Source organism: Leifsonia sp. (assembly GCF_051955155.1).
Lineage (GTDB): Bacteria > Actinomycetota > Actinomycetes > Actinomycetales > Microbacteriaceae > Leifsonia.
This window is the reverse complement of the sequence record NZ_JBQCGZ010000107.1, coordinates 1-13,503: the sequence shown is the minus strand read 5'-3', so window position 1 is coordinate 13,503 and position 13,503 is coordinate 1. Positions and strand designations below refer to the sequence as shown.

General features: G+C 72.0%; 13 protein-coding genes. 8 read left to right on the top strand and 5 right to left on the bottom strand.

Features of this window, described 5'->3' with window-relative positions; all coding sequences use genetic code 11:
* Positions 1 to 30: 30 nt before the first annotated feature.
* From ACTHMF_RS11710 to ACTHMF_RS11695, 4 genes are read left to right on the top strand one after another with little or no spacing between them, the layout of a single operon-like run.
* Complete coding sequence (locus ACTHMF_RS11710) at positions 31 to 993, top strand: transporter substrate-binding domain-containing protein (protein WP_440317734.1); 963 nt, start codon at positions 31 to 33, stop codon at positions 991 to 993.
* The gene (locus tag ACTHMF_RS11705; RefSeq protein ID WP_314147258.1) at positions 990 to 1,961 is read left to right on the top strand and encodes an amino acid ABC transporter permease; all 972 of its coding nucleotides are present in this window, start codon (positions 990 to 992) and stop codon (positions 1,959 to 1,961) included. The genes ACTHMF_RS11710 and ACTHMF_RS11705 overlap by 4 nt, the downstream gene beginning before the upstream one ends.
* Complete coding sequence (locus ACTHMF_RS11700; RefSeq protein ID WP_440317732.1) at positions 1,958 to 2,722, top strand: amino acid ABC transporter ATP-binding protein; 765 nt, start codon at positions 1,958 to 1,960, stop codon at positions 2,720 to 2,722. Before ACTHMF_RS11705 ends, ACTHMF_RS11700 begins: the two co-directional genes overlap by 4 nt.
* Positions 2,719 to 3,774 carry a P1 family peptidase gene (locus ACTHMF_RS11695; protein ID WP_440317731.1) on the top strand — a complete coding sequence of 352 codons (1,056 nt, stop codon included), beginning with the start codon at positions 2,719 to 2,721 and terminating at the stop codon, positions 3,772 to 3,774. The genes ACTHMF_RS11700 and ACTHMF_RS11695 overlap by 4 nt, the downstream gene beginning before the upstream one ends.
* Positions 3,775 to 3,781: 7 nt before the next feature.
* Here ACTHMF_RS11695 and map read toward each other — a convergent pair whose 3' ends face one another.
* Positions 3,782 to 4,555 carry a type I methionyl aminopeptidase gene (map, locus tag ACTHMF_RS11690; RefSeq protein ID WP_440317729.1) on the bottom strand — a complete coding sequence of 258 codons (774 nt, stop codon included), beginning with the start codon at positions 4,553 to 4,555 and terminating at the stop codon, positions 3,782 to 3,784.
* A gap of 47 nt (positions 4,556 to 4,602) precedes the next feature.
* Between map and ACTHMF_RS11685 the strand changes: the two genes are divergently transcribed.
* On the top strand, positions 4,603 to 4,875 hold the full coding sequence (locus tag ACTHMF_RS11685; RefSeq protein WP_440317727.1) for a helix-turn-helix transcriptional regulator: 273 nt from the start codon (positions 4,603 to 4,605) through the stop codon (positions 4,873 to 4,875).
* Positions 4,876 to 4,957: 82 nt separating this feature from the next.
* Here the strand turns inward: ACTHMF_RS11685 and ACTHMF_RS11680 are convergent, their stop codons facing one another.
* Positions 4,958 to 5,608, bottom strand: coding sequence for an NAD(P)-dependent oxidoreductase (locus ACTHMF_RS11680; protein WP_440317725.1), 651 nt, complete (start codon positions 5,606 to 5,608; stop codon positions 4,958 to 4,960).
* A gap of 25 nt (positions 5,609 to 5,633) precedes the next feature.
* Positions 5,634 to 6,845: a low temperature requirement protein A gene (locus tag ACTHMF_RS11675; RefSeq protein WP_440317723.1), complete on the bottom strand. Its 1,212-nt coding sequence runs from the start codon at positions 6,843 to 6,845 to the stop codon at positions 5,634 to 5,636.
* 140 nt (positions 6,846 to 6,985) lie between these two features.
* Here ACTHMF_RS11675 and ACTHMF_RS11670 point away from each other — a divergent pair, with 140 nt between their 5' ends.
* Genes ACTHMF_RS11670 through ACTHMF_RS11660 form a run of 3 tightly spaced genes read left to right on the top strand, consistent with a single transcriptional unit; the run spans position 6,986 to position 9,076 of the window.
* Positions 6,986 to 8,077 carry an N-acetyltransferase family protein gene (locus ACTHMF_RS11670; RefSeq protein WP_440317721.1) on the top strand — a complete coding sequence of 364 codons (1,092 nt, stop codon included), beginning with the start codon at positions 6,986 to 6,988 and terminating at the stop codon, positions 8,075 to 8,077.
* Between the two features lie 37 nt (positions 8,078 to 8,114).
* Positions 8,115 to 8,471, top strand: a complete 357-nt coding sequence (locus tag ACTHMF_RS11665) for an antibiotic biosynthesis monooxygenase family protein (protein ID WP_314147267.1) — start codon at positions 8,115 to 8,117, stop codon at positions 8,469 to 8,471.
* The gene (locus tag ACTHMF_RS11660; RefSeq protein WP_440317720.1) at positions 8,468 to 9,076 is read left to right on the top strand and encodes a class I SAM-dependent methyltransferase; all 609 of its coding nucleotides are present in this window, start codon (positions 8,468 to 8,470) and stop codon (positions 9,074 to 9,076) included. Before ACTHMF_RS11665 ends, ACTHMF_RS11660 begins: the two co-directional genes overlap by 4 nt.
* Before the next feature lie 76 nt (positions 9,077 to 9,152).
* Here the strand turns inward: ACTHMF_RS11660 and ACTHMF_RS11655 are convergent, their stop codons facing one another.
* Together ACTHMF_RS11655 and ACTHMF_RS11650 are read right to left on the bottom strand one after the other, a co-directional pair.
* Complete coding sequence (locus tag ACTHMF_RS11655) at positions 9,153 to 11,498, bottom strand: arylsulfatase (RefSeq protein WP_440317718.1); 2,346 nt, start codon at positions 11,496 to 11,498, stop codon at positions 9,153 to 9,155.
* Between the two features lie 89 nt (positions 11,499 to 11,587).
* Positions 11,588 to 13,093 carry a LuxR C-terminal-related transcriptional regulator gene (locus tag ACTHMF_RS11650; RefSeq protein WP_440317716.1) on the bottom strand — a complete coding sequence of 502 codons (1,506 nt, stop codon included), beginning with the start codon at positions 13,091 to 13,093 and terminating at the stop codon, positions 11,588 to 11,590.
* Positions 13,094 to 13,503 lie beyond the last annotated feature (410 nt).

Here is a 13,503-nt window from a genome sequence, read left to right as displayed (position 1 = left end):
GGCGCACCTCGTCACCCAGGGAGATCAGCCATGCGATCCACGACCCTCATCCGCACCTCCATCGTCGCCGCCCTCGCGGGCCTGGTGGCCGCGAGCCTGGCCGGCTGCGGCGCGCAGAGCCTCAGCGAGGCGGCCGATGCCACCGACCGTCCCGCCGCTGCCGCGATGCCCGTCCCCGCCGACGAGCCGGCCAAGGCCGTCATCGAGGCGGTGAAGGCGGACGCCGACCTGACCGCGAAGCTGCCCTCCGGGATGGCGTCCGCCGGCATCAAGTGGACCACCTCCGTCGGCTACCCGCCGATGGAGAAGTGGGGTGCGAACGGCAAGGAAGTGATCGGCGTCGACGCGGCGATCGCGCAGGCGATCAGCCGCAAGCTCGGCACCGGCATGACCATCCAGGATCAGGAGTTCAACTCGATGATCCCCGGCCTCATCTCGGGGCGCTACGACGCGCTCATCTCCTCGATGACGGACAATGCAGAACGGCAGAAGACGACCACGTTCGTCGACTACGTGAAGGCGGGCAACGCCTTCCTCGTGATGGCGGGCAACCCGCAGCACATCCGGAACCCGCAGGACCTGTGCGGCAAGACGGTCGCCGTCGTCGCCTCCGGCTCGTCCGCCGGGCTCGCCGAGCAGTACTCCGCGGACTGCACGAAGGCCGGCTCGCCCGCGTACGACATCCTGAAGTTCGAGGGCGACAGCGAGGCGAACCTTGCGGTGCAGAGCGGTCGCGCGGTCGCCACGATCACCGACTACCCGGTCGCGGAGGACCGTGCCGCCGACAAGGCGAACAACGTCGCGGCCGTGAAGATCGACGGCGACGAGTCGCTGTGGGGGATCGGGATCGACAACTCCAAGAAGGCGTTCGCCGCCCTCATCCAGAAGGCTCTGCAGGCGCTGATGGACGACGGCTCGTACGGCAAGATCCTGGAGGCGTACCACGTGACCGGCATGGCCATCGACGCCGCCTCGATCAACGGCGGCGCATGAGCACCCGTCGGGAGCCCATCCCGCTGGCGGACGGCACCGCCGTCCCGATCGCCCCGCGCTGGCACTGGGGGCGCTGGATCGTCGGGATCGTCGCGGTCGCGGCCGTCGGCTGGGCCGTCTCGATCGTCGTCCTGAACCCGCGGATCCGCTGGAACGAGGTCTGGCACTATCTGTTCTCGCCGAACATCCTGAACGGCGTCGTCGTCACGCTCTGGGTGAGCGTCGCGGCGACGCTGCTCGGGCTGGTGCTCGGCGTGCTGTTCGCGATCATGAAGCTGTCCAAGAACCCGGTGCTGCGCTGGATCGCCGAGGGCTACATCTGGTTCTTCCGCGGGACGCCCGTGCTGGTCCAGCTCATCTTCTGGTTCAACCTGGCGTTCCTGCTGCCGTACATCACCCTCCAGGTCCCGTTCACGCAGATCGGGCTGCGCTGGGACACCAACCAGCTAATCAGCGGGTCGGTGGCCGCGCTGCTCGGCCTCGGCCTCAACCTGGCCGCGTACTTCGCGGAGACGGTCCGCGCCGGCATCCAGGCCGTCGACCACGGCCAGACCGAGGCAGCGCTCGCGGGCGGGATGACGCGCACGCAGGCGATGCGCCTGGTGGTGCTGCCGCAGGCGCTGCGCATCATCATCCCGCCGACCGGGAACGAGTTCATCTCGATGCTGAAGACAACATCCCTGATCGTGGTGGTCGCCGGCAACGACCTGATGACCAACGCCAGCAACATCTACAAGCAGAACAACCTGATCATCGAGCTGCTGATCGTGGTCAGCATCTGGTACATGTTCCTGACCGCGGTGGCCACCTACCTGCAGTCGCTGCTGGAGAAGCGCTTCGGCCGGGACCGGGTGCGGCTGGTGCGCGGCAGCGGCTTCAGCCAGCAGCTGGTGCGGCTGGCCACCGGCGCGGTTCCCGCCCAGCGCAGGCGCGCGGCCAGGGCGACCGACGAGGAGGCGGTGTCATGACGGACACCCTGGTTCAGGCGCGCGGACTCTCGAAGTCGTTCGGCGACCACGAGGTGCTGCACGGCGTGGACTTCACCGTGCGCGCGGGCGAGGTGAGCTGCATCATCGGCCCGTCCGGCTCCGGCAAGTCGACGTTCCTGCGCACCATCAATGCGCTGGAGACCGTGGACCGCGGCAGTCTCGTCGTCGCCGGCGAGCAGGTCGGCTACTCGCTGGAGGACGGGCGCTACCGGCCGTGGCGGGACCGCGACTTCGCGCGCTTCCGCTCCTCCATCGGGATGGTGTTCCAGCGGTTCAACCTGTACGCCCACCTGGACGCGCTCGAGAACGTCGCCGCCGGCCTCATCCACGTGAAGCGGGTGCCGAAGCGCGAGGCGCACGAGCGCGCCGAGCGAGAGCTGGCGCGCGTCGGCCTGGCCGCCCACGCGCTGAAGCGCCCGCACCAGCTCTCCGGCGGCCAGCAGCAGCGGGTCGCGATCGCGCGCGCGCTCGCCATGGACCCGGCCCTGATGCTCTTCGACGAGCCGACGAGTGCGCTCGACCCGGAGCTGGTGGACGAGGTGCTGGAGACGATGCGGTCGCTCGCCGCGGGCGGCATGACGATGGTCGTCGTGACGCACGAGATCGGCTTCGCCAGGGAGGTCGCAGACACCATCTCGTTCTTCGACGACGGCCGGGTCGTCGAGCGCGGCGTCCCGGAGCAGGTGCTGACCCGGCCGGGGCACGAGCGGACGCGGAGCTTCCTGGAGCGGGTGCGGTGACGGCCGGAGGACAGGCGCGCGCCCGCCTCGCCGACCTCGGCGTCGGGCCGGGCGCCTTCCCACGCGGGCCGGAGGACGCGATCACGGACGTCCCCGGCGTGCGCGTCGGCCATGCCACGGTGCACACCGACCGGCTGCACACCGGGGTCACCGCGATCGTGCCGGAGCAGCTGGGCGCACAGCGGCGCTGGCTGCCGGCGGGACTCGCGGTCGGCAACGGCTACGGCAAGCTGATCGGCGCGACCCAGCTGCAGGAGCTCGGCGCGCTCGAGACGCCCGTGCTGCTCACCAGCACGCTGTCCGCCTACCGGGTCGCCGACGCCCTGCTCGGCCACATGCTGGCGCGGCCCGGCCACGAGTCGACGACCACGCTGAACCCGGTCGTGGGCGAGACGAACGACGGCTTCCTCTCCGACATCCGCACCCGCCCGCTCGGCGTCGCCCACGTGGAGGAGGCGCTCGCGTCCGCAACGGCGGGTCCTGTCGCGGAGGGTTCGGTCGGCGCGGGCGCGGGCACGGTCGCCCTCGGCTTCAAGGGCGGCATCGGGACCTCCTCGCGGATCGTGCCGGTGGCGGGCGAGCCGTTCACGGTCGGCGCGATCGTGCAGACGAACTTCAGCGGTACGCTGTCGATCGCGGGCGTCCCGATGCCGTCCGCGGAACTCGTGCCGGGCCCGACGGCGGAGACGGTCGGCAACTCGTGCATGATCGTGGTGGCGACGGACGCGCCGCTGGACGGCAGGCAGCTGGCCAGGTGCGCGCGCCGCGCCGTCTACGCAATGCGCGGCGTGGGCGCCGACTTCGCCCAGGGCAGCGGGGACTACGCGATCGCGTTCTCGGTCGGCGCGGGCGCCCCGCCCGAGGACGCGGTGCTGTCGCCGATGTTCCAGGCGACGATGGACGCGGTCGAGGAGGCGCTGGTCAACTCGATCCTGGCCGCGACGACCACGGTGCACGCCGACGGGAACGTCGCCCACGCCATCCCGCTCGCTGCCGTGCGCGACCGGCTGGCGGCGGCGGTGCGGATCGGGGCGGACGCGCGGGCCGTGTGAGCTGCGGTCAGCGCGGCAACCGGGTGAGGACTTCCGCGCCGGCCTCGGTGATCGCGATGGTGTGCTCGCTGTGGGCGGTGCGGCATCCGGTCGCGCTGCGCAGCGTCCAGCCGTCGGGGTCGGTGACGAGCTCGTCGGTGTCGGCCATGACCCACGGCTCCAGCGCGAGCAGCAGGCCGGGACGCAGTCGGTAGCCGCGCCCCGGCCGGCCGGTGTTGGACACGTGCGGGTCCTGGTGCATCGTCGTGCCGATCCCGTGACCGCCGAACTCGGTGTTCACCGGGTAGCCGGCCGAGGTGAGCACATCGCCGATCGCGTGCGAGAGGTCGCCGAGCCGCGCGCCGGGGCCGGCGACGGCGATCGCGGCGTCCAGCGCGCGCTCGGTCGCGGCGATCAGTGCCGTGCTCTGCTCGTCGGCCGCGTCGCCGACGACGAAGCTGACCGCGGCGTCGGCCGCGATCCCGTTCAGCCGCACCGCGAGGTCGAGGGTGAGCAGGTCGCCGTCGGCGAGGGCGTCCGCGTGCGGCATCCCGTGCAGGACGGCGTCGTTCACCGAGGTGCAGATGTGGTGGCCGAACGGTCCGCGCCCGAACGACGGCGCATAGTCGACGTAGCAGGACTCCGCGCCCGCCTCGGCGATCAGCGCACGGGCCCACCCGTCGATCTGCAGCAGGGAGGTCCCCACCGCCGTGCGCTCCTTCAGGGTGTGCAGGATGCGGGCGACGAGCGCTCCGGTCTCGCGTGCCCGGCTCAGCTCGTCGGGGCTCAGGATCTCGATCATGGGGATAACAATACCGGTATTGTTATCCCGGTATTAGAATCGTCGGCATGGTCCGTCTCCCGCTCACACCGGAAGAGGTCGAGCGCGGCCGCCGCCTCGGCGCACTGGTCCGCCGGGCACGGGGCGAGCGCCCCATGCTGCGCGTCGCCCTCGACGCGGGCGTCTCCCCGGAGACGCTCCGCAAGATCGAGTCCGGACGCGTGGCAACGCCCGCCTTCCCGACGATCGCGGCGATCGCGGCGGTGCTCGGACTCTCCCTCGACGCGGTCTGGGCGGAGATCAGCGGGGCCGAGGAGCGGCAGGCCGCCATCCGTTCCTGAGTTGTTCACGCGACACGCCGGTGCGGGGCGTGAACAACTCAGGAACGGATGGCGAGTGCGGCGTACGCGTCGGGGCGCCCGCTCAGTGCGCGGCCGTGAAGCGGCGCCGCCGGTGGGCGTGGTTCTCGACCTCGTCGACGATCGCGACCGCGAGGTCCGTCGCGGAGATCGTGGAGGTGCCGTCCGCCGCGCGCAGCAGCACGTCGTCCCCCAGCCGGTAGCTGCCGGTCGCGGGGGCGGGCGCCCACGCGCCGTAGACCTCGGGCGGGCTGACGTAGAACCAGTCCACGGACTCCGGCGTCGCCTTCAGATCGTCGAGGATGGTCAGGCCGGTCTCGATCTCCGGCTTCACCGTGTCCGGCAGGCCGTCCTTCGTCACGTCCCAGAGCCGGGGGCCGTCGGGCGCGACCAGCAGCGAGGAGGCGCCGCCGACGTGCGCGACGCGCGTCGGGGTCCCGTCGACGCGGCGGGCCAGCTCGCGGATCACGCCCTCGACCTCGCCGGCCATGTCGCCGCGCGGCGACAGCGCGCTGATCACCGCGTCCCGGTCCGGGACGACCGCGTCCAGCACCGAGGGATCGAGCACCGAGCCGATCACGTAGCCGACGCCGTCGATCCGTTCCGCCGGCTCCGACCGGCTGACGGAGGGCACCTCGTGCCCGCGCCGCGCCGCCTCTGCGACGATCGCCGCTCCCGTGTATCCCGTACCGCCCAGTACCGTGATGCGCGCCATCCGCAGCCTCCTTCGCTCGTCTCTGTCACCGTACCTCGCGGTCGCCGTCCGTGCGACGCGCCGCCCGGCGCAGGGCGACCGCGTCGGCGAGGACGACGACGAGCAGCACCAGATTGACCGCCCAGCTGAGCGCGAGCGGGGTCAGCGCCAGCGCCCAGGACAGCGGGAACAGCGCGAGCGCGACCGCCGCGCCGATGAGCTGGGCGAGCAGCCACGGGCCGCCGACCGCGCGCCGGAACAGCGCGTTGCCCACCAGGTAGACCGCCGCGGCTCCGGTGAGCAGCCCCGCCGCCCACGGCTCCGTCTCGCCGGTCGGCCGCTCCAGGACCAGCCCGTCGGCGACCGCGGTGAGCACGATGCCGACGACGAGCAGGATCGGGATGTAGGTGAACGCCGTCTGCGCGATCATCCCGCGTTCGTCCGCCTGCTCCAGGTACTCGCTGCCGCGGCGCTGGTTGTGCGTGAAGTAGAGCAGCCACATCAGCACCGTTCCGGCGAACGCGCCGACGAACGCGCCGAAGGTCGCCCCGTCGATCTCGCCGGTGCCGAAGGTGGAGCCGGTGACGACGATGGACTCGCCGAGCGCGATGATCACGAACAGGCTGACGCGCTCCGACATGTGCTCGCCCGAGACGTTCCAGCTCTGCAGGTCGGAGGCGCCGAGGCCCGGCGTCCAGAACCGGGCGCGCGGCCCGACCAGGTCGATCAGCAGCGCCGCGAGCCAGACCCAGAGCCGTGCCTGTTCCGGGACGAGCGCACCCGCGATCCAGACCGCTCCCGCCGCGGCGTGCCAGACGCTGATGCGCACGAAGTTCACCGCGTGCGCCGGTCGCGTGCGCGCGAACGCGAGGATGGTGAACAGGCTGCGGCTCAGCTGCAGGGCGACCATGCTGACCGCGAACAGCAGCGCGCGGTCGCCGAACGCCTCCGGGATCGCGATGGAGACGAGCATCCCGAAGAACATCATCACGACGAACAGGGCCCGCACCGCGCCGGTCTCCGGGTTCAGCCAGCTCGACGCCCAGGTCGTGTACACCCACATCCACCAGACCGCCCAGGCCAGGACGAGCGTGTGCACCAGCTCCAGCCCGCTCTGGTGGTGGATGAGGATGTGCGAGACCTGCGTGATCGCGAACACGAACACCAGATCGAAGAACAGCTCGATGTAGGTGACGCGGTGCGAGGCGTCACCCGTGGCCGGCCGCAGGAGGTCGGCGGTGAACCCGATGCGCGGCATGAGGTCAGAGTAGCCGCCGGCCGGTCCTTGTTGCGGGTGCGGCCGCCGTGCAACACTGTCCATCGTGATCCGGTAGCAGCGATTCCCCTTCCTCCCCACGACCGTGGGTGAGTCGATCGATCCTGCGAACCGAGGTCACCATGTCAGCCAGCCCCGCCTTCACCATCGCGCCGGTCACCGTGCCGGAGAGCGTCGACGCCCCCGACGCGGCCGCCTTCGTCGGCATGGCTGCCGTGCGCAGCGCCGTCATCGCCGAGCTGCGCGGCGACACGTCCCCCCAGCCGGCGCCGGAGGTCGTGGCCGCCGAGCTGCTCCCCGACTGGAAGGACGAGTCCACCAGGAGCGTGGGGCTCGTCGCCGTGGTCGACGACCGCGTCGTCGGCCGCGCCACCCTCGCGATGCCCGCCGACGCCGCCGAGTGCTGGGCGGCGGTCTCCGTGCTGCCGGAGCACCGCGGCGCCGGCATCGGCTCCGCCCTGTACCGCGGCGTCGAGCGACTCGCGGTGGACGCGGGGCGCCGGACGATCCAGAACCAGACCGACTTCGCGGCCGGCATCGGCGGCGAGGCGCTCGCGGCCCCGACCGGCTTCGGCTCCGTGCCGCGCGACCTCGCGTCGACGCGGTTCCTGCTCCGGTTCGGCTTCTCGCTGGAGCAGGTCGGCCGGCTGAGCAGCCTGACCCTTCCCGGCGACGCCGACGCGATCGCCGCGAGCCTCGCCGCCTCGCGCGCGGCCGCCGCCGGTTACCGCACGGTCACCTGGCGGGGACGCACCCCGGAGGAGTGGCTGGAGGGCATGGCGCTGCTGCGCACCCGGATGAGCACGGACACCCCGAACGCCGGCATGGAGCAGACCGAGGACGTGTGGACCGCCGAGCGCATCCGCGCGTTCGACGACCTCCAGGCGCAGAGCCCGCGTGCGGTCCTCACCACCATCGCCGTGCACGAGGCGACGGGCGAGCCGGCCGGCTACACCGAGCTCGCCGTGCCGGCCGAGCCCGGCCGTCCCGTCGACCAGATGGACACGCTCGTCCTCGCCGGCCACCGCGGGCACCGGCTCGGGATGCTCATGAAGCTGACCAACCTGCGCGAGCTGGGCGAGCGGTTCCCGGCCAGCGCCACAGTCGAGACGATGAACGCGGAGGACAACCGGCACATGCTCGAGGTGAACGAGGCGGTCGGCTTCCGCCCGCTCGCCTACGCCGCCCGGTGGAGGAAGACGGTCGGCCGATGACCGCGCGCCGGCACTCGCGCGACTCTACGATGCCGGTATGAGCAGCGAGGGACGCACCACGTACACGTCGACGTTCATCTTCGCCACGAAGCCCTACGACGACGAGTTCCACCGCCTGAACGACGAGATCGCCGAGCGCGCCAGGGCGATTCCGGGCTTCCTGGGGGAGGAGGCGTGGGAGAACCCGGAGACCGGACTGCACTCCGAGGTCTACTACTGGGACAGCCTGGAGGCGCTGCACCAACTGATCGGGATGGACACCCACCGCGAGGCGAAGCGGCTGCACGAGCGCTGGATCGGCCCCTACCGGGTCGTGATCGGCCAAGTGCTGAGCACGTACGGCGAACCGGGTCTCGCGCTGGAGCACGTCCCGGCGGGCGGGACGGCCGGGTGAGCGCGGCTCGGGAGGCGGTGCGGACCGCGTACTCGGGCCGTTCGGCGGAGTACATCGACCTGTTCGGCTCGATCGACGCCGCGGACGACCGGGACAGGCAGTGCGTGGAGCGCTGGGCCGACGGGCTCGACGGTCCCGTGCTCGACGCGGGCTGCGGCCCCGGCCACTGGACGCACCACCTCGCGGCGCGCGGGATCGCCGCCGCGGGCGTCGATCAGGTGCCGGAGTTCGTCGAGCGCGCCCGCAGGGAGTACCCGGACGTCCCGTTCCGCCTGGGCAGCATCGACGCGCTGAACGAGCCGGACGCCGCCCTCGGCGGCGTGCTCGCCTGGTACTCGCTCATCCATCACGACCCGGCCACGGTGCGCACGCCGCTGCGCGAGTTCGCCCGTGTGTTGAAGCCCGGCGGCGGCCTGCTGGTCGGCTACTTCACCGGCGACCGGCTGGAACCGTTCGACCACGCGGTGATCGCCGCCCACCGCTGGCCGCCGGACCTCCTGGCCGCCGAGCTCGACGCCACCGGCTTCGACGTGCTCGAAGCGCACGAGCGCGCCGAGGGCGGCCAGCGCCCGCAGGGAACGCTCATCGCGCGCCGGCGGCGGTAGGCGCGGGCATGACATTTGTGCCAAATCGTTGCTCCGGGCGCCCGCGAGCACCGATTTGGGACAAATCGTCACCCGCTCAGCCCCCGGCGTACTCGATCGTCACCGCCCCGATGCTGCCGTCGAACGCGAACGGCATCCTCTCGGCGTAGGCGCGGGAGACGGCGCCGCCGTACGCGCGGCCGATGTCGAGGCAGTCGTTCGCGGAGAACAGCAGCGGTGCGCTGACGGGCACCGTGCCCGACGCGACCTCGGTGCCGTCGACGCGGAGCGAGACGGTCAGGGGACTGCCCGGCCGCGGCTCCTGGAGCGCGGTCACGATCTCGATCGTCGCATCCCCGGCGGCCAGCGCGGCCGGGGCCGCGATGATGGTCCGCTGCACCAGGAACAGGTTGTACTCGTAGGTGAGGACGCCGTCTACGACATAGCAGGTGAGCCCGCCGCCGGCGCCGCCCAGCTTGTAGAGCACACCGTTCGCGCGTTCCGGGGCGGTCAGCCGGATGCTGACGGTGTTCGGCCGGTTGCCCAGGGCCGGAGCGCAGAACTCCGGCACGCGGACCGTGTCCCCTGTCATCTCCCAGCGCGTGTACGGCGGGCTGAACCGGTCCTCGGGATGCATCACCGGCACCCAGAGGCCGCCGCCGATCGGCAGGGCGTCGTTCCTCGCCGCCTCGATCGCGAACACCTCCCGCAGCTCGGCCAGCTTGTCCGGGTGCTCGGCGGCGAGGTCGTGCGCCTGGCTCCAGTCCGATTCGAGGTTGTAGAGCTCCCAGCGGTCGTCGTCCGGCGTCCAGGTGCGGATCCCGGGAGGCGCGCCGGGCACCCAGGGCAGGCGCGGGCCGAGCGCCGACGCCATCCAGCCGTCCGCGTACACCGACCGGCTGCCCATGATCTCGAAGTACTGCACGCGGCGGGTGCTCTCCGCCGCCGGGTCGTCGAGCGAGTACACCATGCTGACGCCGTCGATCGGGTCTTGCGGCTGCCCGTCGACGGTGTCCGGCGGCGTGATGCCGATGATCTCGTAGAGCGTCGGGGCCACGTCCACGACGTGGTGGAACTGCGTGCGCGGCACCGGGTCCGGCTGGATGCGGCCGGGCCACTGGACGAACAGCGGGTTGCGGGTGCCACCCAGGTGCGAGGCGAGCAGTTTCATGCCCTGGTACGGAGTCGAGCCCGCCCAGGCCCACGCGGCGTGGTACTGGTTGTCGGTCGCGGGCGTGCCGAGCGCATCCAGGCCGCCCAGCTCGTCCAGCGCTGCGATGTGCTGGTCGACGGTGGTGGGGATCATGTTCTGAGCGAGCAGCTCGCTGATCGTGCCGTTCTGACCCTCGCCGGAGGAGCCGTTGTCGCCCCAGATGTAGATGACGATCGTGTTGTCCCCGTAGCCGAGGGCGTCCAGCTCGTCGACGACGCGCCCCGCCTGCACGTCGGCATGCTCGCCGAAACCGGCGGCGACCTCCATCAGCCGGCGCTGGAACGGGCGCTGGTGCTCCGGCACGTCGGCCCAGGCCTGGAGGCCGTCCGGGCGCGGGGTCAGCTCCGCGTCCTCGGGGATCCAGCCGGCCGCCTTCGCGCCCGCGTGCGCGCGCTCGCGGTACGCGTCCCAGCCGTCGTCGAAGACGCCGCTGTACCTGTCTGCCCACTCCTTCATGATGTGGTGCGGTCCGTGCAGGGCCCCGGTCGCCCAGTACAGGAAGAACGGCTGGTCGGGCGCGAGCGCCCGATGATCACGCAGCCAGCCGATGGCGTCATCGGCGATGTCCTCGCTGAGGTGGTAGCCCTGCTCCGGCGTCTTCGGCGGCCGCACGATCGTGGTGTTGCGGACGAGGTTCGGTTCGTACTGCGAGGCCTCCCCGGCCAGGAAGCCGTAGAAGTAGTCGAAACCGTAGCCGGTGGGCCAGTGGTCGAAGGGGCCCGCGGCGCTGGTCTCCTCGGCGGGCGTGTTGTGCCACTTGCCCCACGCCGCTGTCGCGTAGCCGTACTCGCCGAGGACCTTCGCGAGCGTCGCGCTGGTTTTCGGGATCCGCCCGGAGTACCCGTCCCAGTCGTTCGCGAGCTCGGCGATCTGGCCGTAGCCGACCCGGTGGTGGTTGCGCCCGGTCAGCAGGGACGCGCGGGTGGGGGAGCACATGGCGGTGGTGTGGAACCGGTTGTAGCCGACGCCGTTGTTCCGGATGCGCTCGAGGGTCGGGGTGCGTACCGCGCCGCCCAGCGGCTCCGGCAGCGCGGGCCCGGCGTCGTCGATCAGGATGACGAGCACGTTGGGGGCATCGGCGGGCAGATGCCGCTCCGGCGGTCTCGGGCTGTAGGTCGACTCCTGCATGGTCCGGCGGGCGACGCTGCCGGAGGTCTGCGGCGGGAACGGGAGCGTTCGCGCCGGCGGCAGCGGGCTTCCGGCGATCGGTTCCTGCGTGTTCTCGCTCATGCGCTCGCTCCGCTCCGTCCCCGTGCACGGACGGGGATGCGAGCGAAAGCTAACCCGCGGGCCTCCGGCGTGGCTAGTCCCGGACGCCGTCAGCGCCCGTCGAACGCGTTCCGCGCGACCTCGACCGCCTCCGCGCGCGAGCTCACGCCGAGCTTGCGGTACAGCGCCCTGACCGTGGACTTGAGCGTGTTCGGGCTGATGTAGAGCTCGCCGGCGATGCGCGCCATCGACCGCCCGGTGGTGAGAAGGTCGAGGATCTCGCGCTCGCGCTTGGTGAGCCGGGGGAGCGCGGGAGGGCGGCCGTCGGTGATCGTTCCGCTGTGCACCGGTTCGCCGGTCAGCTCGGCCAGCGCGATCACCGTGCCGGCGGGGACGAAGGCGTACGCGGAGAGCATGCGCTCCTCGGCGATCACCCGGTTGGCGATCCGGAAGGCATCGGCAGCGGTTCCGGTGTGCCCGAGCGCCAGATGAGAGGCGGCGGCGATCAGGTTCGCCGGACCCTCCACCCGGGGCACGCTGGTCAGCGAGAGCGCGTCGTCGCTGTGCTGGAGGGCTTCGGTGTGGTCGCGGCGCGCGTGAGCGGCGGTCGCTGCGAGCAGGTGATCGAGGGCCGATGGTGAGGGTGGAAACTCCGGGGCGATCCGCAGCCGCGGGCGCAGCCGGGCCAGGCGCGCCTGCGCGGCCTTGAGGTATCGGCCGTTCGCGCCCTGCAGGCTCTTCGCCTCGGGGTGACGCTCGAGCTCGAGCTCGAGCCGAGCGTGGACGGTGCTGGCTCCCGGCTTCGTCCGCTCGACCAGCGCGGCCATCCACAGCGCCGCAGCCCAGTGCTCGCCAAGGGGCAGGCCGAGCGCGCGGGCGAGGTCGAGGGCCGCGTCAGGATCCTCCCGGTCGTGCTTCAGGAGCGCCGACGCCAGGAAGACGACGACGTCGTACCGGCCGTTCGTCGCCGGCTCCGAGCGCGCGCGGGCGAGCCACAGGTCGGCCAGACGCAGCCGGCCTCGCTCGGCGTGCGACCAGGCGATGTGACCGGCCGCCCTCCTCGCGATCACCGACTGTCCCGTCAGGCGGGCGAGCTGGTACGCCTCCTCGTACTCCACGAGCGCGCCTGGGGCGTCGGCGGCATCGAACGTGCGTCCCCATTGAAAGCGGAGGTGCGGGAGCGAACCCACGATCGGAGCGCGTTCGGCAGGGGGCAGCGCGAGCAGCGCGTCCCGCGCCTCCGCGGCCGCGCGGCGGCCCTCGTCGAGGTGCCCTGCGGTGCGCGCGCCCGCCGCCTCCGCGGTGAGCAGGATGAGAGTGTTCAGGTCGGCCGTGCGGTGCTCGCCCGGTCGCGGCGCGAGCCGGCCGTCGTGGAAGAACCGTCGCGGGTCGCCGTCGATCGTGACGTGCTGCAGGTAGTTGGCGGCCACGAGGAGACCCGGCGTCTCGACGAACGCTTCGCCGGGCAGCGCCTTCAGCGCTTCGAGCAGCTGCTGCGGTGCCTCGCTCGCGAAGGCGTCCCAGTGCCGCTGGATGACCGCAGCCGCCTGGCGCCAGCCGCGCCGCGCCGCCACGTCCGCGACCAGCGGGGGGAGAGCGCGCGGATTCCGTCGCACGTCGACGGAATCCTGGACACCGTCATCGTCATTCCGGATGGAACTCATCGTGCATTCACCTCGACAGATTGCCAGACCGTGGGAGGGGCCCCGCCGCGTCGCAGCCCCGTGGGCGCCGCGGGCCGCACTGTTCGGCGCCTACCCCGAACGAGGGGGCCCGCATATCCACATCAACCACCCCCATACGGGGGGTTCAAGGGGTTAAGTTCCTGGTTCCGGGGGGTGGTATTCGTGAATCGGCGCAGGGGCCGGCGTGTCGCCGCCGCCAAGCTGATTCCCGACGTGGGGGATGGTCTGTCCTCCGGCGGTGATATCGGGGAGGTCTCTGTGGGGACGCATGGCACGACGAAAGCGAGAGCCGGGCTGCTGCCGCGCTTGAGGTCGCGGCGGCTTCGCACGTCGGCTGCGAT